This window comes from Idiomarina xiamenensis 10-D-4, assembly GCF_000299895.1.
In the GTDB taxonomy this organism is placed as follows: Bacteria; Pseudomonadota; Gammaproteobacteria; order Enterobacterales; family Alteromonadaceae; genus Idiomarina; species Idiomarina xiamenensis.
Genome location: NZ_AMRG01000013.1, coordinates 43,765 through 65,824, shown reverse-complemented (window position 1 = coordinate 65,824; position 22,060 = coordinate 43,765). Strand labels below are relative to the sequence as shown.

Annotated in this window: 20 protein-coding genes and 1 pseudogene; 14 read left to right on the top strand and 7 right to left on the bottom strand. The window is 49.4% G+C overall.

The features are described 5' to 3' along the window. Positions 1–19 precede the first annotated feature (19 nt). Positions 20–2,080: a S9 family peptidase gene (locus A10D4_RS10475; RefSeq protein WP_008489443.1), complete on the top strand. Its 2,061-nt coding sequence runs from the start codon at positions 20–22 to the stop codon at positions 2,078–2,080. Positions 2,081–2,149: 69 nt separating this feature from the next. On the opposite strand, the gene A10D4_RS10470 is transcribed toward A10D4_RS10475, so the two are convergent. From A10D4_RS10470 to pckA, 3 genes are all read right to left on the bottom strand, one after another. Continuing rightward, positions 2,150–3,349 (bottom strand): ABC transporter permease, encoded by a 1,200-nt coding sequence (locus A10D4_RS10470; RefSeq protein WP_008489442.1) that lies wholly within the window; start codon positions 3,347–3,349, stop codon positions 2,150–2,152. Then, entirely contained in the window at positions 3,346–4,248 is a 903-nt protein-coding gene (locus A10D4_RS10465; RefSeq protein ID WP_008489440.1) for an ABC transporter ATP-binding protein, read from the bottom strand. Before A10D4_RS10465 ends, A10D4_RS10470 begins: the two co-directional genes overlap by 4 nt. A gap of 97 nt (positions 4,249–4,345) precedes the next feature. Beyond that, the gene (gene pckA / locus A10D4_RS10460; protein ID WP_008489438.1) at positions 4,346–5,953 is read right to left on the bottom strand and encodes a phosphoenolpyruvate carboxykinase (ATP); all 1,608 of its coding nucleotides are present in this window, start codon (positions 5,951–5,953) and stop codon (positions 4,346–4,348) included. Positions 5,954–6,113: 160 nt separating this feature from the next. Between pckA and A10D4_RS10455 the strand changes: the two genes are divergently transcribed. After that, a complete protein-coding gene (locus A10D4_RS10455) occupies positions 6,114–7,430 on the top strand; it encodes a sodium-dependent transporter (protein WP_040502874.1) in 1,317 nt (438 codons plus the stop codon). Positions 7,431–7,440: 10 nt separating this feature from the next. On the opposite strand, the gene coaD is transcribed toward A10D4_RS10455, so the two are convergent. Further along, a complete protein-coding gene (coaD, locus tag A10D4_RS10450; protein ID WP_008489436.1) occupies positions 7,441–7,926 on the bottom strand; it encodes a pantetheine-phosphate adenylyltransferase in 486 nt (161 codons plus the stop codon). Positions 7,927–8,108: 182 nt separating this feature from the next. On the opposite strand from coaD, the gene A10D4_RS10445 reads away from it, so the two are divergent. From A10D4_RS10445 to A10D4_RS10430, 4 genes are read left to right on the top strand one after another with little or no spacing between them, the layout of a single operon-like run. Beyond that, a complete protein-coding gene (locus tag A10D4_RS10445; protein WP_008489435.1) occupies positions 8,109–9,302 on the top strand; it encodes a glycine C-acetyltransferase in 1,194 nt (397 codons plus the stop codon). A gap of 10 nt (positions 9,303–9,312) precedes the next feature. Next, the gene (tdh, locus tag A10D4_RS10440; protein WP_008489434.1) at positions 9,313–10,341 is read left to right on the top strand and encodes an L-threonine 3-dehydrogenase; all 1,029 of its coding nucleotides are present in this window, start codon (positions 9,313–9,315) and stop codon (positions 10,339–10,341) included. A gap of 2 nt (positions 10,342–10,343) precedes the next feature. Next, complete coding sequence (gene glpE / locus A10D4_RS10435; protein ID WP_008489433.1) at positions 10,344–10,670, top strand: thiosulfate sulfurtransferase GlpE; 327 nt, start codon at positions 10,344–10,346, stop codon at positions 10,668–10,670. Further along, a complete protein-coding gene (locus tag A10D4_RS10430; protein ID WP_008489431.1) occupies positions 10,667–11,494 on the top strand; it encodes a rhomboid family intramembrane serine protease in 828 nt (275 codons plus the stop codon). Before glpE ends, A10D4_RS10430 begins: the two co-directional genes overlap by 4 nt. On the opposite strand, the gene A10D4_RS10425 is transcribed toward A10D4_RS10430, so the two are convergent. Beyond that, positions 11,491–11,895, bottom strand: a complete 405-nt coding sequence (locus A10D4_RS10425) for a flagellar basal body-associated FliL family protein (protein ID WP_008489430.1) — start codon at positions 11,893–11,895, stop codon at positions 11,491–11,493. The two genes, A10D4_RS10430 and A10D4_RS10425, sit on opposite strands and share 4 nt — an antisense overlap. Positions 11,896–12,076: 181 nt before the next feature. Between A10D4_RS10425 and A10D4_RS10420 the strand changes: the two genes are divergently transcribed. Beyond that, a complete protein-coding gene (locus A10D4_RS10420; RefSeq protein WP_008489429.1) occupies positions 12,077–12,637 on the top strand; it encodes a chorismate--pyruvate lyase family protein in 561 nt (186 codons plus the stop codon). 50 nt (positions 12,638–12,687) lie between these two features. Next, positions 12,688–13,539 carry a 4-hydroxybenzoate octaprenyltransferase gene (gene ubiA, locus A10D4_RS10415; RefSeq protein WP_008489428.1) on the top strand — a complete coding sequence of 284 codons (852 nt, stop codon included), beginning with the start codon at positions 12,688–12,690 and terminating at the stop codon, positions 13,537–13,539. 55 nt (positions 13,540–13,594) lie between these two features. On the opposite strand, the gene plsB is transcribed toward ubiA, so the two are convergent. Next, complete coding sequence (plsB, locus tag A10D4_RS10410) at positions 13,595–16,042, bottom strand: glycerol-3-phosphate 1-O-acyltransferase PlsB (RefSeq protein ID WP_008489427.1); 2,448 nt, start codon at positions 16,040–16,042, stop codon at positions 13,595–13,597. Between the two features lie 163 nt (positions 16,043–16,205). Here plsB and lexA point away from each other — a divergent pair, with 163 nt between their 5' ends. From lexA to A10D4_RS10380, 6 genes and pseudogenes are all read left to right on the top strand, one after another. Beyond that, positions 16,206–16,829 carry a transcriptional repressor LexA gene (lexA, locus tag A10D4_RS10405; protein ID WP_008489426.1) on the top strand — a complete coding sequence of 208 codons (624 nt, stop codon included), beginning with the start codon at positions 16,206–16,208 and terminating at the stop codon, positions 16,827–16,829. Beyond that, entirely contained in the window at positions 16,826–17,269 is a 444-nt protein-coding gene (locus A10D4_RS10400; protein WP_008489425.1) for an SOS-response cell division inhibitor, read from the top strand. Before lexA ends, A10D4_RS10400 begins: the two co-directional genes overlap by 4 nt. 381 nt (positions 17,270–17,650) lie before the next feature. Next, a complete protein-coding gene (gene coxB / locus A10D4_RS10395; protein ID WP_008489424.1) occupies positions 17,651–18,778 on the top strand; it encodes a cytochrome c oxidase subunit II in 1,128 nt (375 codons plus the stop codon). 10 nt (positions 18,779–18,788) lie between these two features. Further along, positions 18,789–20,372, top strand: coding sequence for a cytochrome c oxidase subunit I (gene ctaD, locus A10D4_RS10390; RefSeq protein ID WP_008489423.1), 1,584 nt, complete (start codon positions 18,789–18,791; stop codon positions 20,370–20,372). 9 nt (positions 20,373–20,381) lie between these two features. Further along, positions 20,382–20,941, top strand: a pseudogene (locus tag A10D4_RS10385) (cytochrome c oxidase assembly protein). 12 nt (positions 20,942–20,953) lie between these two features. After that, positions 20,954–21,832 carry a cytochrome c oxidase subunit 3 gene (locus A10D4_RS10380; RefSeq protein ID WP_008489421.1) on the top strand — a complete coding sequence of 293 codons (879 nt, stop codon included), beginning with the start codon at positions 20,954–20,956 and terminating at the stop codon, positions 21,830–21,832. A gap of 9 nt (positions 21,833–21,841) precedes the next feature. Here A10D4_RS10380 and A10D4_RS10375 read toward each other — a convergent pair whose 3' ends face one another. Further along, a complete protein-coding gene (locus tag A10D4_RS10375) occupies positions 21,842–22,057 on the bottom strand; it encodes a DUF2909 domain-containing protein (protein ID WP_008489420.1) in 216 nt (71 codons plus the stop codon). Positions 22,058–22,060 lie beyond the last annotated feature (3 nt).

The following is a 22,060-nucleotide window of genomic DNA, read 5'->3' as shown; positions in this document are numbered from 1 at the left end:
TAACAATAAGGGTCGAAACATGCAAACTAAGGCTACCCCACAGCGACTACGTAAGTGGTTAGCAGCGATGGCGTTAGGCCTCGCTGCCAGCAGCTTACTGAGCACCGCTCAGGCACGCGACATCAGTTTACAAGAGACGGTTAGCGTTAATTATGTGCAAGCCATCGCTAGTTCTGCCGACGGACAATGGACTGCGGTTATAAAAAACCAACCACGGCAGCCCTATGTCGATGACGACGGTAGCGATTATAGCGAGCTTTATTTGGTTAACCGTGATGGTCAAGAAAAGGCCTTTATCAGCGGCGCCGTCAATGTCTCTCAAGTGCAATTTGATGCGGCTGGTAACTGGCTTTATTTTTTGACTAAACGCGGCGCTGACAAACAACGCCAACTGTATCGTATTGCAGTCAACGGTGGTGAAGCGCAGCGCGTGTTTCAACACGATGCCAGCATCGCCAGTTATGCCCTCAGTAACGATGGCCAGTATGTTGCCTTTCGTGCTACAGCTGCTGCTGACGATAATGCCAAAACTCTAGCTAAAAAGGGTTTTAAAGCCGAGGTCTACGAGGAAGATAATCGTTTTACCGAGCTTTATTTATTAAGCTTAAGCGGTGACCAGCCTCCGACAAGTGCCGATGTTAAAACCTTAGTGAGTGATCGACAGGTATTATCGGTGGCCTTTCATCCGAATGGTCAAGCATTATTAATTCGTACTGCGCCGACCGCGCTTATTGACGACAATTATATGAGCAGTCGGTACGAGTTGATTAGCTTAACCGGTGAACAGCAAAAAACTTACGCCAGCGACGGCAAACTGGGCGCCGCCGCGTTCTCACCAGACGGTCGCTATTTAGCCATGATCAGCGCTGCGGACTATAACGATCCAGCGGCAGGACGTTTACGCGTGTATGACTCGCGCAGTGACGATATGCGCGATGTGCTGCCAGACTATCAGGGACAGGTCGTTGATTTTGCCTGGCGTGCCAGCGATGAGTTAGTTTGGCTGGGCCATCGAGGTACTGAATCTGAAGTACAAGCGTTAACGCTGACTTTTCTCGAAAACCGCACCTTAGTGCCTGCCGGCGAAGCCATTTTTACCGACCTTGAGGTATCTGCTAATGGTGCCGTCATCAACCTGATTGGACACCGTGCTGAACACCCGCGCGAAGCCTTTGCGTTGGTTAGTGGACAGCTTAAGCGCTTAACCGACTCCAACCCTTGGCTTAGCGACATCGACATGCCGCAGCAAGCCAGTATTGAGTATAAGGCCAGAGATGGACAATCAATTCAGGGCATCGTGGTGTATCCCACAGACTATCAGCAAGGTCAGCGTTACCCGTTGATCATGGTCGTGCACGGCGGTCCCGAGTCACATTACAGTAATGGCTGGTTAGATAGTTACAGCAGCCCGGTAAAATATGCGGCGCAACGAGGCTATGCACTATTCTTCCCCAATTACCGAGGCAGCACGGGCCGTGGTGTGGCCTTTTCTAAACTGGGTCAAAACGATTACGCTGGCAAAGAGTTTGACGATTTAGTCGATGGTAAAGACTATTTAGTGCAAGAGGGCCTGGTCGATGATAAACGCGTCGGCATTACTGGCGGCTCTTATGGTGGTTATGCATCGGCTTGGGGAGCCACGGCGTTGACCGAGCACTTTGCCGCTAGCGTCATGTTTGTTGGCATTAGCGATAACCTGTCCAAATTTGGCACCACCGATATCGCCAAAGAGATGCACGCGGTGCATGCGCGCAGCTATCCATGGGATAAGTGGCAATGGTATTTGGAGCGCAGCCCAATTTACCATACCGCCGATACCCAAACGCCACTGTTGATCCTACACGGTAAAGAAGATACTCGCGTGCATCCTAGCCAGTCGATGGAGCTATATCGTTATATGAAAACTCGCGGACAAGTGCCAGTACGCTTAGTTCTATATCCTGGCGAAGGCCATGGTAACCGTAAAGTCGCAGCGCAGTTGGACTACAGCATGCGACTCATGCGTTGGATGGATAACTTCTTAGTACAGCAAGCTAAGGACAAACCACCGCATGAACTGCCTCATGCCGAGCAACTGTAAGCGTTAAATCATCGCCGCATAGACATACATAGCCCGCGGTCAATGCGCGGGCTATGCATTCATATGTCGTTATGACTGATTTTTACCCAGAATGGCGCGGCCAATGTCGCCCCATTTGGGTTCTTTACCGTACATATTAATGCCCATGGCGAACAAGCGCCCGGCCGCGTTGCGCACCGCCACTAAAAAACCCACTAACAAGGCCAGGCTCAATGCCCATTGCCACCAAGGTACATCGCCGCTGACCAAACGAATCGGCATCATCGCAAACGAGCTGATAGGCAACAAGCTCATGATTTGCGCCAATACGCTGTCCGGTGTTTCGACCAAGGTAAAGCATAAACCGACGGGTAATACCGGCAACATCATAATACTTGCACGGGAGGAGTGGTTAGGATCATCAATGGTGGCAGAAAAACCGGCCAACATGGCGTTATTAAGTAATAACCCCAACAGCAGAAAGACAATCACATTAACGATGAGCCAAAGATTAATCGACAGCTCGGGAAATCCTTCACCACCTATCACCGCTACCCCGACAATAATCAAGCCAACGAAGGCGCCCATGGTGCAAATGGCTTTAATCCCATGCAGGGTAATACCTAAGATTTTGCCGTCCATCCAGGTTTGTGGAGTCATTAACGTCAACAACTGCTCGGTCACTCGCTGCTGCTTTTCTGCGGTTATCGACATCATCATTAAGCCAAAACCAGCCATCAGTGACATGACCACCGCACCGAGAATGATAAAGCCGACAGCGCCAGCCAATCCGCGACTATTATCATTTTCGCCAGCATCTAACCACCGCGTGTTGATGACCGGCTTGGCATCAAGCGCAGCGATTTGTTCAGCACTCAACGGTAACTGATCCAACTTTTGCTGACGAATATAAGCGCTAACCGCCGCTTTCAGATCCACCATCCAGCTCTTCTCTTTGGCGCTGATCAAGGTCGCGCTCAGGTCTTCATGAATGATGACCACGGCATCCAAGTCGTCGCTAAGCTCGCCTTGCTGCCATTTTGCTAACTCGACTCGCCCACCTTGGCGCAGCTCGAAGCCTTGTAGTTCACCCAGCGCCACGGTTTCACCGCTATCGCTGACAACCGCCACCTGCTTGGCATGGTCCAACACGGCGTTAATAGTGCCCCAAAAGCTAACCACCAAAAAAGTGATCAAGAAGATAGCTAACGAAATAATTTCCTGCTTCCACTTAAAGAACCGTTTGAACTCCCACAGGGCAACGGTACGCATATTTTTCATAGCACTCATGATGATTGCTCCTGTTGTTTAACCGCTTGCAAATACAGTTCATGCAGGTTTTGTTGCACCTCTTGCAAGGCGACAACCGGCAACTGCGCGACCAATTGCTGCAGTAATTGGTGGCGGTCAACCTCAGCATGTAGCGTCAAATAAAGCTGTTTTGGATCGGTATCAACAGGCTGCCACTGGCTAACACCGGCGGGTTTTTGCTGCTGGCTTAAATCAATGGGCTCGGCACAACTGAGCAATAGTTGAGGCACCGGTTTGAGTTGTTGCCGCACTTGCGACAACGAACCTTGCGCCAGTACCTTGCCATGATTCATCAGCACCAGGCTATCGGCCAAGCGCTCGACTAGAGCCATTTGATGGGCACTGAGTAGCACCGTTTTACCAGCCTCACGCAACTGCGTGAGTACTTGCAACACAATTTCCTGATTGACCGGGTCTAAACCGGAGAACGGTTCATCTAGGATCACCACGTCGGGATCATGCATCAGCGTAGCAATCAGCTGTACCTTCTGCTGATTACCTTTGGACAGTTGCCGCATCGGCTCTTTCTTACGATCACTCAGTGAAAAGTGCGCTAACCATTGCTCTATCGATTGCTGCGCCTGGGCGCTATCTAAATCGCGTAGCTTGGCGATGTAGTTGAGGTTATCGATGATACTACGATCTTGATATAAACCTCGATCCTCGGGTAGATAACCGAAACGCCCCGGCGTTAGCACCGTTAACTCACCGCTATCGGGTTGCGTCAATCCAACCAACATCCGTACTAACGACGACTTACCAGCACCATTGGGTCCTAATAAAGCGAGAATTTGGCCCTGCTCGACCTGCAGCGATACGTGATCAACCGCGGTTACGGTAGCGTATCGTTTGACCACATTGGTCACTTGAATTGTCATGTGTCAGCCCTGTGAATAAAAACAGGCGCTATCATAAAAACAAAAAGGCCTTGCAACAATGTTACAAGGCCTAACAATTGTAAGTTTTATTTACAACTTACGATTCTAGTTGTGGACCTGCCGCTACGAGGGACTGACCGTCTGCGTTGTCGGTGAATTTCTCGAAATTCGCCACAAAACGCGCAGCCAAGTCTTTGGCTTTTAAATCCCAATCGGTTAAATCGTCATAAGTATTGCGCGGGTCTAGGATGTCGCTATCTTCTACGCCAGCTAACGCGGTCGGCATAGATAAATTGAAGTACGGCAAATTAACAAACTCGGCTTGTTCAATGCTGCCGTCTAAAATGGCATCAATGATGGCTCGAGTCGCCTTAATTGAAATGCGTTTACCCGTGCCATTCCAACCGGTATTAACTAAGTACGCCTCAGCGCCAGCGGCTTCCATACGCTTCACCAATACTTCAGCGTATTGAGTTGGATGCAGGCTCAGGAAAGCCGCGCCAAAACAGCTCGAGAAGGTTGGTGTCGGCTCGGTAATACCACGCTCGGTACCCGCCAATTTAGCGGTAAAGCCCGATAAGAAGTGATATTTAGTTTGTTCTTTAGTCAACTTAGAAACCGGTGGCAATACACCAAACGCATCAGCAGTCAAAAAGATAACTTTTTTCGCGTGACCGGCTTTCGATACCGGCTTAACAATATTATCGATGTGATAAATCGGATAAGAAACGCGAGTATTTTCGGTTTTCGAACCATCGTCAAAGTCGACCACGCCAGCGTCGTCAACGGTGACATTTTCTAATAAGGCATCGCGGCGAATCGCGTTATAAATATCTGGTTCGGCTTCTTTCGACAAATTGATGGTTTTCGCGTAACAACCACCCTCGAAGTTAAACACGCCATCATCATCCCAGCCGTGCTCGTCATCGCCAATCAGCGCGCGTTTAGGGTCGGTAGACAGGGTCGTTTTACCGGTGCCTGATAGCCCAAAGAAAATAGCGACATCACCGGCTTCGCCGACATTCGCCGAGCAATGCATTGAGGCGATACCTTGCAATGGTAAAAAGTAGTTCATCATCGAGAACATACCTTTTTTCATTTCACCGCCGTACCAGGTACCACCAATCAGCTGCACTTTCTCGGTCAGATTAAAAGCTACAAAGTTTTCTGAGTTCAGGCCTTGAGCTTGCCAATCAGGATTTATGCACTTAGCGCCATTCATGACTACAAAGTCTGGCTCGAACTGTGCCAGTTCGTCGCTTGAAGGACGGATGAACATGTTTTTGACGAAATGCGCTTGCCATGCAACTTCGGTAATAAAGCGCACCGCTAAACGCGTGTCTTCATTAGCGCCGCAATAGGTATCAACAACGAACAAACGTTTATGAGAAAGCTGCTCGGCAACTAAGCCTTTTAACGACGTCCAAGTCGCTTGATCAATTGCTTTATTGTCGTTCTTACCTTGATCAGACCACCACACGGTGTCGGCAGTAGTTTCATCTCGAACGATGTATTTATCTTTTGGCGAACGGCCAGTAAAGATACCAGTGTCAACCGCCACTGCGCCCAAGTCGGTCACTGTGCCTTTTTCGTAACCGTGTAGGTCGGTGCGGGTTTCTTCTTCAAAAAGTTGTTCGTAAGAGGGATTATGAACAATTTCCGTGACGTCTGTGATGCCGTATTGGCTTAAATCCAGATCGGTCATTGTGCTGGCTCCTGAAAATACATCATGCAATGAATGGGTTGGAACGCATTCTTTTCGGTTAAAAATTGGGCGCGAATATTACCGTGAAATGAACAAAAAAGATAGAGTGAAACGACGGTTATTGGTTAGAATGGCGCGCAAATTTTTAGCAAAGATAATTATGCGCGAATCCTTTCACAGCCGTCTTGGTTTTATTCTAGCTGCCGCCGGCTCAGCCATTGGTCTGGGTAATATCTGGGGCTTTCCGACTCAAGTCGCCAATCACGGTGGTGCCGCTTTTCTCATTGTTTATTTAGCCGTGGTACTGATTCTTGCGGTGCCCGCGCTATACGCCGAATTACTCATTGGCCACGCAGGACAAGCTAATCCCGTTGGCGCGCTAAAAAAGCTTTGCCAAGGTCGTAGCAGCCCGTGGGGCGCGGGTTTGGGCCGGCTCAACGTGGTCGGTGCCTTGCTCATGTTGAGCTTTTACCACATCGTCGCCGGCTGGATGGTGGCACACGGTTTAGCGGCGTTGTGCTCCGCTTTTGGCTTGAACGCAGCAGCCGATTGGCTAAGTGAAGGCTCACTACTACGCGATTTAACTTTCACCGGCCTATTCATTGTCGCTACCGGTGTCGTCATTACGCGTGGGGTGGAACGGGGTATCGAGCAAACCTCGCGGCGACTGATGCCATTATTACTGATATTACTGCTGGGCCTGATCGGATACATCGCCACCCTCCCCGGTGCGATGGCAGGCTTTAAACATTATCTCATCCCCGATTTTAGTCACTGGCAACAAAGTGAGCTATTTGTTTCGGCGATGGGACAAGCGTTTTTTTCCCTGTCTATCGGCTTAGGCGGCATGATGATTTACGGCTCTTACTTACGGCCGGGCGCGAACTTGGGCCGTTTGAGCCTATCGGTCGCGGCATTAGATACTGTCGTTGCATTGCTTGCCGGGCTGCTCATTATTCCTGCACTTTATGTAGCTATGGCGCAAGGTTTAAGCGTCGCCGAGCAGGGACAGTTGGTGGCTGAGGGACAGTTAATTTTTGGGGTATTGCCGCAATTGTTTGCGCAAATGGGCGATAGTGGCCAATGGCTGGGCTTTGCCTTTTTTGCCTTACTGAGTATCGCCGCGCTGACCTCCACGATTGCGACGGCCGAGGTACCCGTTGCCTATTTACTCGAACAACATGGCCTAAAACGGCATCAAGCAACTTGGCGAGTGATGGCGGCTATCGCCCTGCTAGCGGTCTTGCTGATCGTATTTTTTGACCCATTATTTGGCGCCGCAGTGAGTTTGATCACGGAATTCCAATTACCGCTGTCGGGAGTTTTTTACTTTTTAGTGGTGGGATGGTTTTGGCAACGTGGCAATCGTTTGCGCGAACTCGCACAAAAAGATTGGCGCATGCGTATACTGCGTTGCCACATGCGCTACTTATGTCCGTTATTGATGCTGTGGGTGTTCGTGCACGTTGCCCTGTAACCAGCGCCTATCAGCGCTCGGCGAATTTATGCTTGAGCGCTGTCGCCACCCGCGTATCGACAAAACCACTGACGTCACCACCGTGCAAGGCGACTTCTTTGACTAACGAAGACGAAATAAACGAATTCTCTTCCGCAGGTGTCAGGAATACACTCTCTAACCCCGGCGCCAAGCGTCGATTCATATTCGCCAACTGAAATTCATATTCAAAGTCTGACACCGCGCGCAGTCCGCGGATCAGCACTGTCGAACGCTGCTGCTTAGCAAACTCAACCAATAGTCCGGAAAATCCAATCACGCTCACGTTAGGTAAATCGGCAGTCACTTCCCGCACCAGTTGCACGCGCTCATCTAAGTCGAATAATGGTTTTTTACTGGGGCTTGCAGCGACCCCGACTAATACTTCGGCAAACAAATTGGCCGCCCGCTCGATCAAGTCGGCGTGACCGTTGGTAATGGGGTCAAAAGTGCCTGGATAAATAGCCCGTTTGTGCATATTGGTCTCCGTCATTCGCTGCAGTAGAGTATACAGAAACTTACAGCAGGTAAAATGCCAAGTAAAAATTGAGGATGCGGACGCCGCCGATGATCAGTAAAATGGTGCGCATTAAATCAGTTAACCCACGCTCCGCCACAGCGACCGTCAGCGTCGATTAAGGAGTAACGATGGAGACAGTAATGAACAACGGCTTTTATCAGCAATTAAGCGAGCAGCTTGAAGAATTAAAGAACGATGGCTTGTATAAAAACGAGCGAATTATTCTGGGCGAACAAAGTGCCGAAATTCAGGTGGGTAACGGCGAGTCGGTTTTAAACTTTTGCGCCAACAACTATTTGGGCTTGGCTAATCATCCAGAATTGGTCAAGGCCGCTAAAAAAGGCTTAGACGAGCACGGTTTTGGTACCGCATCGGTACGCTTTATTTGCGGAACGCAAAACATTCACAAAACGCTAGAACAAAAGTTGAGTGAATTTTTAGGCACCGAAGATACCATTCTTTATTCCTCATGCTTTGATGCCAACGGCGGTTTATTCGAGACCCTGATGGGCCCAGAAGATGCCATCATCAGCGACGAATTAAACCATGCCAGCATTATTGATGGTATTCGCTTAAGCAAAGCTAAACGTTATCGCTATAAAAATAATGATATGGCGGAGCTGGAAAAGCAATTACAGCAAGCAGACGCCGATGGCGCGCGTTTCAAATTGATCGCCACCGACGGTGTGTTCTCGATGGACGGCGTGATTGCCAATCTAAAGGGTATCTGTGACTTAGCCGAAAAATATAACGCGCTGGTGATGATGGATGACTGTCACGCCACTGGCTTTTTGGGCGATAAAGGTCGCGGTACTCACGAATATTGCGATGTGCTGGGTCGCGTTGACATTATCACCGGCACCTTGGGCAAAGCGTTGGGTGGCGCCTCAGGCGGTTATACCTCGGGTAAAAAAGAAGTCATCGATTGGTTGCGTCAACGCTCGCGTCCGTATTTGTTCTCTAATTCGGTTGCGCCAGCTATCGTACAAGCGTCTATTCGCGTATTAGATATGCTGACTGAGGGCGATAAACTACGCCAACAACTGTGGCAGAACGCCGCTTACTTCCGCGAAAAAATGACCGCTGCTGGCTTTACCCTTAGCGGTGCTGACCATGCCATTATTCCGGTCATGTTGGGCGATGCCAAAGTGGCTTCGCAGATGGCGGATCGCTTATTAGCCGAGGGTATTTATGTCACCGGCTTCTCATTCCCGGTAGTACCTAAAGGCAAAGCACGGATCCGTACGCAAATGTCGGCTGCGCATACCCGCGAACAGCTAGACCGTGCTATTGATGCGTTTATTCGTATTGGTAAAGAACTCGGCGTGATTTAAGGAGAACACCATGAAAGCCTTAGCGAAATTACATGCCGAACCCGGTATTTGGATGACCGATGTTGAGCAACCTGAATACGGTTACAACGACCTACTCATCAAAATCAAAAAAACCGCGATTTGTGGTACCGATGTGCACATTTACAAATGGGATGATTGGTCACAAAAAACCATTCCGGTCCCCATGGTCGTCGGTCACGAGTATGTCGGTGAAGTCGCCGCTATGGGTGATGGCGTACGCGGTTTTAGCGTCGGTGACCGAGTTTCTGGCGAAGGCCACATTACTTGCGGTCATTGCCGCAACTGCCGTGCCGGACGTCGCCATTTATGCCGCAATACGGTCGGCGTGGGCGTTAACCGCCCCGGTGCGTTCGCTGAATACTTAGTGATTCCTGCAGAAAATGCCTTTAAATTGCCCGACGACGTTAGCGATGAGTTAGCTGCGATTTTTGACCCCTTTGGCAATGCCGTACACACTGCGCTAGCTTTTGACTTGGTCGGCGAAGACGTGTTGATCACCGGTGCCGGCCCGATCGGCATTATGGCCGCTGCGGTTGCTCGTCATGTCGGTGCTCGCCATGTGGTGATTACTGACGTTAACGAATATCGCCTCCAGCTCGCGAGTAAAATGGGTGCTACCCGCACCGTCGACGTCAGCAAAGAAAAACTCACCGACGTCATGCAAGAATTGGGAATGAAGGAAGGCTTTGATGTTGGCTTAGAAATGTCCGGCGTACCCTCGGCGTTTTCACAAATGCTAGCCACGATGAACCACGGCGGCAAAATCGCCATGTTGGGTATTCCACCAGAGAACGTCGCCATCGACTGGAATCAGGTCATTTTCAAAGGGCTGGTTATCAAAGGTATTTACGGCCGTGAGATGTTTGAAACTTGGTATAAAATGGCAAGTTTGCTGCAATCTGGCCTAGATTTAAGCCCGATATTGACTCATCAACTGCCGATCGATGATTTTCAGCAAGGCTTTGATATCATGTGTTCCGGTCAGTCGGGTAAAGTCGTATTAAACTGGGAGTCTTAAACATGAGCGAATTTCGTCGTATCAGTCTGACCGAAGCGCATCAAAGCTGGCAAGCCGAGGCAGCAGTGATCGCCGATATTCGTGATCCGCAGTCGTTCGCACTGGGCCATATTCCCGGTGCGCGACCGCTAAGCAATGCCACTTTCAGCGACTTTATGCAGGACGTTGACCCCGATCAGGCGGTCATCGTTGTTTGCTATCACGGCGTGAGCAGCCAAGGCGCGGCCCAGTATTTGATCAATCAAGGCTTTGAGAATGTTGCCAGCATGGATGGTGGCTTCACCGCATGGGCGCAACATTATCCCGAGGCGGTTGAGAGTCAATCATGAAAAAGCTGTTGGCAAGTCGCGATCAAGCGTGGGTTAACCAAGTTTACCAAGTGTTACACCAACGCGGCATTCCTATCAATGTCAGCGAACGCGGTGAGCAGCTAGAGATCTGGGTCATTGAAAGTAGTTACTACGCCTTAGCCAAAGCCACTTTAGACGAGTACAAAGCCGATCCTAGCCGTTTTCAAAGCACCATCGACAATGCCAATAGTCGTTCTCAATCACCATCGTTAGTGCACAACCTGTTGCGGCAAGCCGGCTGGTTCACCATTGCCTATGCCGCTGTAGCTGTGCTGATTTACCTACTCATGCAAACACCCATGGCGGACGATGTGATTCGCTATTTACGTATCAGTGATTACTTCGATCATGTTGAATGGTCGCAACCCTGGCGTTTACTGACACCGGCATTGTTGCACTTTTCCGCCACTCACATTGTCTTTAACGTATTCTGGTGGTGGTATCTAGGCGGTCGCTTAGAACGCTATATAGGCAGCCAGTGGTTGATCGCCGTGTTTGTGTTCAGCGCTATTTGCTCTAACATCATGCAATTTTATGTTGGCGGACCATTTTTTGGCGGTTTATCGGGTGTCGTTTACGGTCTGCTGGGCTTTTTCTGGATATATAGTTTTGGCCGCCGCACGCCATTATGGTTACCCCCCGCGGTCATCGGTTTCCTATTGATTTGGTTAGTCATCGGCTATACCGATTTACTTTGGGTCAACGTCGCTAATACCGCTCATTTAGCCGGGCTAATTAGCGGTTGCATTGCCGGTGCGATAGTGCGGATACTCAATCCTAAACCACGCCAGACGGCGCTTTAGTGGTAAATATATTTGGTGAAAATTACGTCGCGGATCAAGTCTTGCCCGGTTTCGCGCCGCATGATTTCGCGCGCCCTCTCTAAACAGTCCAAGCGCAATTCATCACGGCCTGTTAATGACTTGATTTGACGTTCGGTGGCGGTGCTAAAAATTTGTAAAAAAGCATCGCGTAATACCGGTGAGTGGTGTTCGATCACATCAATATACTTATTGTCGTCCAACATCACCTCAATGGCGACGCGAATATATCCCATACGAAATTGTTCAGCATCGCGAATATAATTGGTGGTGATATCCGGCTCGAAACCATAGTAGGCGTAGTTATCTTGCGCCTGTACGGGTTGCACGACAGCCATCGCTAGCAACAAGAATAAGCCCGTCAAGGCATGACGAATTGTCATAATTTCACCACTATTTAATGATTAGCAAAGCCACTAAGGCGCTGAGTATTATAAAGACCTTATCTGTTATCGACCAGCTTTGGCATTAATTGAAGCCGATAACTACAGCACAATGCTTTATTTTAGCTAATGTTTGTTATGATAGAGACAAAGCTCATTGCTGTTAGGAAGACACGCAAACATGCGCGACGTCACCCTTGAATTTCCCTGCGGTAGTCCAGCTCAGTGGCGACCCGCAGAGACCATGGAATTATCCCGTGAACAACAATGCTGGTTACTCGATCCGCAGTCGTTAACAGCCAAACTGAAACACCGTAGTCGGCAATTTCGTGTCAGTTTGATTGGTCAACAATTTGCCCAGTTGTTTGCTGATGAACAGCGCAGCCTGCAAGTCACCGATGCCGCGGTAGTGCGCGAGGTGTTACTGTGTTGCGATAACCAGCCTTGGGTATTTGCGCGTAGCATTCTACCGGAATCGACATTAGGCGAAGAACAATTGGGATTAGCACAGTTAGGCGATAATCCGCTCGGTGAGCATTTATTCCGCCAGCCCGATTTAACTCGAAGCGACATTGAAGTCAGTCGTTTTCCTACCGATTCGGCGATGGCTAGACTCAATACACAACTGACGGGCAGACATCATGCCTTATTCGGCCGCCGCAGTATTTTTTCGGCTGCCGGACAGCAGTGTCTAGTCGCTGAGATATTTTTGAGCCCTTGCCCGTTGTATCAAGCGCAATAAGTAGAGTAGCAAATTAGCCAAAATCAGTAGTAGAGAGGAAAAAGGCGACGATGAATAAACTCAGTGCATATTGGCGTTTGATGCGCGCCGACCGCCCCATCGGCACCTATTTATTAGCTTGGCCAACCCTCGCTGCACTTCTTGTCGCCGCGCAGGGGGATCCCAATCTACGTATTATTACGATTTTTATGCTGGGCACTTTTTTGATGCGCTCGGCGGGCTGTGTCATCAATGATATTGCCGACCGCCGCTTTGATGGCCAAGTTGAGCGCACCCGCCAACGCCCGTTAGCGACCGGAGAAGTCAGTGTTTTAGAAGCGGCAATACTGACATTATTGCTGTTGCTATTAGCCCTGCTATTGGTGTTGCAGTTGAATACCGCCACTATCCAGTTAAGTTTTGCGGCGTTGGCAGTCGCAGCACTGTACCCGTTATGTAAGCGCTTTACACAGTTGCCACAATTGGTATTGGGCGTGGCTTTTAGCTTCGGCATCCCAATGGCTTTTACCGCACAAGAAGCCAGCTTGGGTTGGTCAGCTGGCCTGTTATTCTTCGCCAATATTCTTTGGACAGTGGCGTACGACACCGAATACGCCATGGCTGACCGTCGTGATGATTTAAAAATTGGTATCAAATCGACCGCAATCTTATTCGGTCGCTACGACCGCTTGATCATTGCCTTATTGCAGTTATTAACCCTGTTATGCTGGCTTTATTTAGCTCATTATTTGGGTGGCAAATGGCCGTTATACGGCAGCTTAGTCGTGATTGCAGGACTATTCTTGTATCAGCATTGGCATATCCGTCACCGCGACCCGCATAGCTGCTTCCGTATGTTTTTGCATAACCATTATGTCGGTATGGCGTTGACTATCGGTTTGGCACTGCATTACTGGTCATAACGCCGCTAAAGCTTGGTCTGCTTTAGCGGCGCTTCAGCAAGCGCAGTCGCAACGGTTATTGTGCTAGTAGACTCTTTACTGACTGCCGAATAGTTTGTAGCACCGCGGGGTCTATCAGCTTATCAATATCGTCGCTGAGTTTCGCGACACCGGCGCTTGGCTGCATGCCGCCCTCTTCATCAAGCTCAATTAGCAGCTCTTGTTTAAGGCTTGCAATAAAAGTGCTCATGACTTTCTTATCAAAAAATTCTGGCGCATTGATACCATGCATCGCACTTAGACGTTCGGCCAGCGTGGTTGAATGCTGTTCAAGCTCGTTGCGCGACAACGGTTTAGACTGTTGCAACAGTTCCAGCACAATGGCGTAGCGTTGCAGTGTTTCACTCGCCGAACGAGCTAACAATTCAAGCTGAAAATAACGCTTACTATCACGCGCAGGCACTTGCCATTGCTGACTATTGCCCTGCAGCAGTTGCTGTCGCGCGAACTCCTCGCATAACGCTGCCAACCACAAATGCAGACCGTCGGCCTCGTGACTTAAAAACAATTCTGCTTGCAACATCGGGTAAATGCGCTGCAGTAGATCAACGGCTTCCGCCTCACTAAAGCGACCTTTCGCCAAGGCATAGCTGGCCAACATACCCGGCACCACCAGCAAATGTACAATATTATTGCGATAGTAAGTCATCGCGATAGCATTCGGGTTATCTAAGCGGATCACCTTGCCCATGCTATCTTCGCTGACATTGAACTTATCCAGTTTAGACAGTTGTTGCCAAAGCCCACGACCATCATTGTCAGGTACATGGCAATCCATGCTATAAGGCACCTCACGCAGTACACCCAGATACACATCAAGTTGTGCCACCAGTTCGTCCTCGGTTAAGGCATGATGGTCTGCACTGAGTAAGGCTGTGGCGGTTAAGTTCATCGCGTTAGCGGCGGCGGCATCGTTGATATTGCGCATGATGCTCTCGGCTAAGCGATTGACGGTCGGCGTTAACCAACGTGGGCGGGTCGGCTCTTGCGCTCCCAAGGTCACATCATCGCGCCAATCTGGCTGCGCCTGGTCGAGGTATTGGCCTAGGTTAATTGGCTTACCAAAGGTGACATAGCCGTAACCAAAGTTACGTAATTTACGAATCGATCCCAGCACTTGGAACATCGACTCTTTTTCTTTAGACTTACCCTTAAGTTCTTTTAAGTAAGTGCCAACTTCCATGACATGTTCATAACCCAGGTAAACCGGCACAATGGTAACCGGACGTTGCTGACCGCGTAACATACCTTGTACAGTCATCGCCACCATGCCTGTCTTTGGTGCTAGTAAACGACCAGTGCGACTACGCCCGCCCTCGGTGAAAAACTCAACCGGATAGCCTTGTTGGAATAACCAGCATAGGTATTCACGAAAAAGCGTCGAATACAGCTTATTACCGCGAAAACTGCGGCGAATAAAAAATGCACCACCGCGACGGAACAAACTGCCCACCGGGAAAAAGTTAAGATTCACCCCAGCCGCTATATGAGGAGGCACCAAGCCCTCCTTATAAATCACATAGCTCAATAGCAAATAATCCATATGACTGCGATGACAAGGCATATAAACCACTTCGTGGCCACGCTGAGCTAACTCGCGAATGCGGTCACCGCCTTTAACCTCGATACCGTTATAGATGCGGCTCCACATCCATGTCATAAAGCGATCCAGCACGCGAATCAGGGTTTCGCTGTAGTTGGCAGCGATTTCATCAAGATAACTGTGCGCGCGTTCACGAGCAGCGGCAGGCGTGATTTTCTTTACTCGCGCTTCGTCGGCGATCGCGGCTTGCATTGCTGGGGTATCCAGCAAGCTCGACATAACCGCGTTGCGGTCATCGAGTTTAGGTCCTGCCACGGCGTAGCGTAATCGCGCAAAATGCACCCGAGCCACACGCGCTAACTTCTGCGCTAAACTGTGGTCACTGCCGTGTTGCCGAGCCATACTTTGTAACGATACGGTGCGACTCAAGCGCACTAAAACCTGTCGCCCCGACAACATGATCAACCAAAACTTACGCCAGTGCCCTGGATTATCCAAGTCACCCACCATGGCATTACCGGCACGGCCTTTTTGACCAGCGGTACGGCCCCAGAAAACACCGATCGGCACCACTCTAACATCAAGCTCAGTATCGTTCTTATGCGCTTGTAACAGTTGTTCAAAAGCGCGAATCGCACGTTGTGAGCCATCGACTGTCGCTTCTTCAACAAACATCACACGATCGTGCTTTTTGCCGCCAATCAACAGTGGCTGGGTTGGATCGGGCAGTTGCAAACGCTTAGCTGCGCGCTGCACAATCGACAAATCGGCATTTGACGTCGATCGCATCACATAAACAACTTGCGCTTGGCGCAGCTCACTCAACGCTTGCTCATCAGCATTATCAACGATGGTCTCAAAGCGCGTCAGCCAACGGATGGGGTGACGGATGATACGATAAAACCAACCACTCTGGCTCATGTAAACTCCTCAGCAATAGCACCGCGCTAGCATAGCATTTAACCGCATTTTTGTCGCAACTGGATGTTTATCCGCGTAACTAACCGAGCTCGATAAAAAACTTGTCATTTACAAATACCTGTATATACTCACAGTAATACTGTATACATAAACAGGTATCGAGATGCGTCCGTTAACACCAAGACAAAGTGAAATCTTAGAGCTTATCAAAGACAACCTGGTTGCCACCGGTATGCCACCAACTCGTGCCGAGATTGCTCAACGACTTGGTTTTCGTTCGGCCAATGCCGCTGAAGAACATTTAAAAGCATTGGCTAAAAAAGGTTTCATCGAAATTTTACCGGGCATGTCACGCGGTATTCGCTTGACCGCTGACGAAGCTGACGCGCTGGAGCAGTCTGGCTTACCCTTAATCGGTCAAGTCGCTGCTGGTGAGCCCATACTGGCGCAGGAACATGTCGAAAGCCATTATCAAGTCGATCAAAATCTGTTTAAGCCGCATGCCGATTTTCTACTTAGAGTACATGGCATGAGTATGAAAAATATTGGGATTTTGGACGGTGACTTACTCGCCGTTCACAAAACCGAACAAGCCCGCAATGGTCAAGTGATCGTTGCCCGGGTAGAAGACGAGGTCACGGTGAAACGTTTCGAACAAAAAGGCCGCCAAGTGCTGCTGCACCCCGAAAATGAAACGTTTGATGTCATTCGTGTCGATTTAGCGCAACAGTTTTTTGCCGTCGAAGGCTTGGCCGTCGGCGTCATTCGCAATGGAGCCTGGTTATGACAATGCCATCTTATTCAAAAACGCGTCACCCCGGTCTTTGGCAAGCGGCACCCTCGCCGCTGGCAACGGCACCATTAACTGAGCAGTGGTCGCTTATGCATCAAGCCGACGAATTTGAGCATTTAGTGCAACAGGTGGTTCATTTAGCAGCCAAGTCACAAAAATGGGTTACGGTAGTCGGTGCTTCGCGACAACTGTTGGAGCGCTTAGTGATGGCGGGGGTTAACCGCAATCGCATTCGCTGGATCCATGCACGAGATGAAGAGCAACGCGAGTGGGCTACCGAACAGGCTATTTTATCCGGTACTAGCGGTATTGTGGTGGGTTGGCTATCGGCATTAACACCACGTAGCCAACGGCGCCTACAAATGGCTAGCCGGGTCAGTCAAACCGTCAGTTTCTTGTTTACCCCCGACACTCTCCAACCTGCTATCCACTAAATCCCTAGCACGTCGGGTGTAAAACAAGTTGTTTTAAGAGGCTGCCCACACAGCCTCTTTTTTTATTAGTCGCAACCCGCCTCGGATTTTGTTAAGTTTTTGCTTACAGCTGTCAGAAGAATTAACGATTTAGCTTACTTTTTGAGCAAACAGACATTTTTCACTGGATCTTTGTCGGTAAATTGGTTAATTCATATACGGCTTGAGTAACACAACAACGACAAATAGCTAACAATAAATATAACAAAGGGTTGGTAGAGAAAGAGATTTCGTAGAAGAAGTAGTACCCTTTTTCTGCTTACCTCTTTGTTCTTCGGAAGGTATGTCAGCGATGCCATACCGGCGCTAACACCGCCAGGGAAGAATGAGAGGAGAAGTCGAATGAAAACCATACCTGTTGTAACGGTAGGCGCTTTGACGAGCGTTCCAACATATGCTGAGACGCAACTGAACCTAACTCGTGGTGTCACCGATATCAGCGCCCGTGTGTTCGACTTACACATGACCATTTTTTATATCTGCTGCGTCATCGGCGTACTGGTATTTGGGGCCATGTTTATTTCGATGTACTTACACCGCAAATCACGCGGTGCAAAACCCGCCAGTTTTCACGAAAGCGTTAAAGTGGAAGTCTTGTGGACCGTTATTCCATTCCTAATTTTGGTCGGTATGGCAATTCCTGCCACACAAACCCTAATTGCCATGGAAGACCCTAGTGACGCCGATTTAACCGTGCAAATTACCGGTTCGCAATGGAAGTGGCACTACAAATACTTCGGTCATGAGGTTGAGTACTTCAGCTTGCTCGCCACACAACAGGAGCAGATTCGTAATAAATTCGACAAAGGCGAAAACTACTTACTTGAGGTCGATCGGCCATTGGTCGTTCCTACCGGCCAAAAAATTCGCTTCTTAGTCACCTCGGACGACGTTATTCACTCATGGTGGGTGCCGGATTTTGCAGTCAAAAAAGACGCCAACCCTGGCTTTATTAACGAGGCGTGGACGCGCATCGAAGAACCCGGTATTTATCGCGGCCAGTGTGCTGAACTCTGTGGTAAAGACCATGGTTTTATGCCCATCGTAGTCATCGCCAAAAGTCCCGCTGAGTTCGACCAATGGATGCAAGAAACCGAGGCACAACAACGTAAGGCAAAAGAAGAAGAACAACGTTTGTTAGCGATGCAAATGGATAAAGACGAATTAATGGATTTGGGTGAAAAAATTTATTTAGCCAACTGCGCTGCTTGCCACCAACCTACCGGTGAGGGCGTACCGGGTGTATTCCCGGCTCTGAAAGGCAGCGCGATTGCCAGCAAAAAAGAGCATTTGCCCGACCACATCGAAATTGTTGTACACGGTAAATCAGGCACCGCCATGCAGGCATTCGGCGCGCAACTGTCGCTGCGTGAGTTAGCCGCCGTCATTACTTATGAACGTAATGCTTGGGGCAACGACACCGGTGATCTGGTGCAAGCTGCCGATGTCAATCAACACATGAATCAATAAGGAGACGGCTATGAGTACCGCAGTTGGCGATATCCATCACGACCATCACCATCATAAGCCGTCGGGCATTACCCGTTGGCTATTTACCACCAACCATAAAGACATCGGTTCGTTGTACTTGTGGTTCAGTTTTTTAATGTTCTTAACCGGCGGCGCCATGGCTATGGTGATCCGCGCAGAACTGTTTCAACCTGGTTTACAGTTAGTCGAGCCACACTTTTTTAACCAAATGACCACCGTGCACGGCTTGATCATGGTATTTGGTGCCGTCATGCCGGCCTTTACTGGCTTGGCCAACTGGATGATACCGATGATGATCGGCGCACCAGATATGGCCTTGCCGCGCATGAACAACTGGAGTTTTTGGATTTTACCTTTTGCTTTTGCCATATTACTGTCGTCGCTATTTATGCCCGGCGGCGGACCGGCATTTGGCTGGACTTTCTACGCACCACTGTCGACCACCTATAGCCCAGATTCAACAGCACTGTTTGTATTTTCAATTCATATCATGGGTATATCTTCCATTATGGGCGCGATTAACGTCATCGTTACCATCATGAATATGCGTGCACCCGGCATGAACTATATGAAAATGCCGCTGTTTGTCTGGACCTGGTTTATTACCGCATTCTTGTTGATAGCCGTTATGCCTGTATTGGCCGGGGCAGTCACCATGGTATTGACCGACAAGTATTTTGGCACCAGCTTCTTTGATGCAGCAGGGGGTGGTGACCCAGTGATGTTCCAGCACATCTTCTGGTTCTTTGGGCACCCCGAAGTGTACATTATGATATTGCCGTCGTTTGGTATCATTTCGGCTATCATTCCAGCGTTTACCCGAAAACGGCTGTTCGGCTATTCATCCATGGTATACGCCACCGCATCCATTGCCGTGCTTTCGTTCTTGGTCTGGGCACACCATATGTTTACTACCGGCATGCCAGTGTTCGCAGAGCTATTCTTTATGTATTGCACCATGCTCATTGCCGTACCGACTGGGGTCAAAGTGTTTAACTGGGTGGCGACCATGTGGCGTGGCGCCATGACTTTTGAAACGCCGATGTTATTTGCCTTAGCGTTCGTGATTTTGTTTACTATCGGCGGCTTTTCCGGCCTAATGCTGGCGATCACGCCGGTCGACTTCCAATATCATGATACCTATTTTGTGGTAGCCCACTTCCACTATGTGCTGGTGACCGGCGCCATCTTTTCTATCATGGCCGCTTGCTATTATTGGTTACCGAAGTGGAGCGGTCACATGTATGACGAAGTGTTGGCGCGCTGGCATTTTTGGCTTTCGGTGATTTCGGTTAACGTGCTGTTCTTCCCCATGCATTTTGCCGGTTTAGCCGGAATGCCGCGTCGTATCCCAGATTATTCGGTACAGTTTGCCGACATTAATCAAATCGTCAGTATTGGTGGTTTCGCCTTTGGCTTAACTCAGTTGCTGTTCCTATACATCGTGGTTAAGTGCGTGCGCAAAGGTAAGCCCGCCCCAGCTAAACCTTGGGAAGGGGCTGAAGGCTTAGAGTGGACAGTGCCATCGCCGGCGCCGTATCACACTTTTGAAACGCCACCAAAAATCGATTAAGGAGTCGTTATGACTACGCCGCAACAACGCCCGGATAACGCCAAAGTGATCAAACGCCTACTGCTCACCGTGGTGGCCATGTTCGCCTTTGGCTTTGCGTTGGTGCCGTTATATAACGTCTTTTGTGAGGTGACTGGCTTTAACGGCAGAACCAGGCCGCCACTCATCCGGTCGATGATAGCCGCTGGGTCACCGTACAGTTCATTACGCGTTCCGCTAAGGGCATGCCTTGGGATTTTGCCCCGGAAACTCGTGAGGTTCGTGTGCATCCTGGCGAAACCAAACTGGTCAATTTTTTAGTCCACAATCGTACCGGCAATAATATGGTAGCGCAGGCTATTCCTTCGGTCGCGCCCGGCGAAGCCGCGCTTTATCTGAACAAAGTGGAATGTTTTTGCTTTAATCAGCAACCCTTAGCGGCTAACGATGACGCCAAAATGCCGATGCAGTTTTATTTAGACCCAGACATTCCCGAACACATTACAACCATGACGCTGTCATACACGCTGTACGATATGACGGCCAATGCAACGGCTGATGCCTTAGCTCAATTCAAGCAAACAGAATAATAAGGACAGGTTATGGCTGAAAAACATGCAAGTTACTACGTTCCCGCGCAGAGTCCATGGCCGATAGTTGGCGCCATTGGCTTGGGCTTAATCGCCTTTGGCGCCGGTCACACTGTATTAGATGTCAGCAAACAACAAGAAGGTTACGGTAGTACCGTACTCAGTGCCGGTTTAGTCGTTATTGCGGTGATGCTATTTGGCTGGTTCCGTGACCAAATTAATGAATCCATGCGTGGCCTTTATTCGGACCAGCTCGGTAATTCGTACCGTCAAGGCATGGCTTGGTTTATTTTCTCAGAAGTGATGTTCTTTGCCGCGTTTTTCGGTGCGCTGTTTTACGCCCGTATGGTCGCCGTACCTTGGCTCGGAGGTGCTAGCAACAACGCCATGACCAACGAAGTATTGTGGCCAACCTTCGATGCCATTTGGCCGTTGGTTAAGACGCCGGGCGGTACCGAAACACAAGCGATGGGCTGGTATGGTTTACCGTTGATCAACACCGCTATTCTGGTGACCTCGTCGTTTACCTGCCACTTTGCTCATATGGGTTTAGAGAAAGGCAAACGTGGTCAACTGAAGCTGTTTTTGGGATTGACTATCATTCTTGGCGCTATCTTCTTGTATCTGCAAGGCGCTGAATATGTCCACGCCTATCACGAGCTAGGCTTAACCCTGCAGTCGGGGGTATACGGCAACACCTTTTATCTATTAACCGGCTTTCACGGTATGCACGTCACCTTGGGCACGTTGATGTTGATCATCATGTTCCTGCGCATACTGAAAGGTCACTTTAGCGCTGACAACCACTTTGCCTTTCAAGCGACCAGTTGGTACTGGCACTTCGTCGATGCGGTCTGGATAGCGCTATTCGTGATTGTTTATGTGCTGTAGCAGCCGCGCTTAATAAGGACGAGGGTTTAACGGCAACCAACCGACACTGGCAGCAATAATAATCAGCACCAAAGCTAAAGCTGCCAGTGCCACACGCCGCCCTAAGTAACGACTCATCGGTGGTTTATTTGGATCGTTACGCAACATAATAAATAGCGCTTTAAACAGGTTAAAGCCCATATAGAGCAGTAGCAGTACAATGATTATTTTAAATGTTAAAAGCATAGT

Bases quoted from the DNA above. Each gene is read 5' to 3' on its own strand.
- A10D4_RS10475 (WP_008489443.1), top strand. From the start codon at position 20: ATGCAAACTAAGGCTACCCCACAGCGACTACGTAAGTGGTTAGCAGCG.
- A10D4_RS10470 (WP_008489442.1), bottom strand. From the start codon at position 3,349: ATGAGTGCTATGAAAAATATGCGTACCGTTGCCCTGTGGGAGTTCAAA.
- A10D4_RS10465 (WP_008489440.1), bottom strand. From the start codon at position 4,248: ATGACAATTCAAGTGACCAATGTGGTCAAACGATACGCTACCGTAACC.
- pckA (WP_008489438.1), bottom strand. From the start codon at position 5,953: ATGACCGATCTGGATTTAAGCCAATACGGCATCACAGACGTCACGGAA.
- A10D4_RS10455 (WP_040502874.1), top strand. From the start codon at position 6,114: ATGCGCGAATCCTTTCACAGCCGTCTTGGTTTTATTCTAGCTGCCGCC.
- coaD (WP_008489436.1), bottom strand. From the start codon at position 7,926: ATGCACAAACGGGCTATTTATCCAGGCACTTTTGACCCCATTACCAAC.
- A10D4_RS10445 (WP_008489435.1), top strand. From the start codon at position 8,109: ATGAACAACGGCTTTTATCAGCAATTAAGCGAGCAGCTTGAAGAATTA.
- tdh (WP_008489434.1), top strand. From the start codon at position 9,313: ATGAAAGCCTTAGCGAAATTACATGCCGAACCCGGTATTTGGATGACC.
- glpE (WP_008489433.1), top strand. From the start codon at position 10,344: ATGAGCGAATTTCGTCGTATCAGTCTGACCGAAGCGCATCAAAGCTGG.
- A10D4_RS10430 (WP_008489431.1), top strand. From the start codon at position 10,667: ATGAAAAAGCTGTTGGCAAGTCGCGATCAAGCGTGGGTTAACCAAGTT.
- A10D4_RS10425 (WP_008489430.1), bottom strand. From the start codon at position 11,895: ATGACAATTCGTCATGCCTTGACGGGCTTATTCTTGTTGCTAGCGATG.
- A10D4_RS10420 (WP_008489429.1), top strand. From the start codon at position 12,077: ATGCGCGACGTCACCCTTGAATTTCCCTGCGGTAGTCCAGCTCAGTGG.
- ubiA (WP_008489428.1), top strand. From the start codon at position 12,688: ATGAATAAACTCAGTGCATATTGGCGTTTGATGCGCGCCGACCGCCCC.
- plsB (WP_008489427.1), bottom strand. From the start codon at position 16,042: ATGAGCCAGAGTGGTTGGTTTTATCGTATCATCCGTCACCCCATCCGT.
- lexA (WP_008489426.1), top strand. From the start codon at position 16,206: ATGCGTCCGTTAACACCAAGACAAAGTGAAATCTTAGAGCTTATCAAA.
- A10D4_RS10400 (WP_008489425.1), top strand. From the start codon at position 16,826: ATGACAATGCCATCTTATTCAAAAACGCGTCACCCCGGTCTTTGGCAA.
- coxB (WP_008489424.1), top strand. From the start codon at position 17,651: ATGAAAACCATACCTGTTGTAACGGTAGGCGCTTTGACGAGCGTTCCA.
- ctaD (WP_008489423.1), top strand. From the start codon at position 18,789: ATGAGTACCGCAGTTGGCGATATCCATCACGACCATCACCATCATAAG.
- A10D4_RS10380 (WP_008489421.1), top strand. From the start codon at position 20,954: ATGGCTGAAAAACATGCAAGTTACTACGTTCCCGCGCAGAGTCCATGG.
- A10D4_RS10375 (WP_008489420.1), bottom strand. From the start codon at position 22,057: ATGCTTTTAACATTTAAAATAATCATTGTACTGCTACTGCTCTATATG.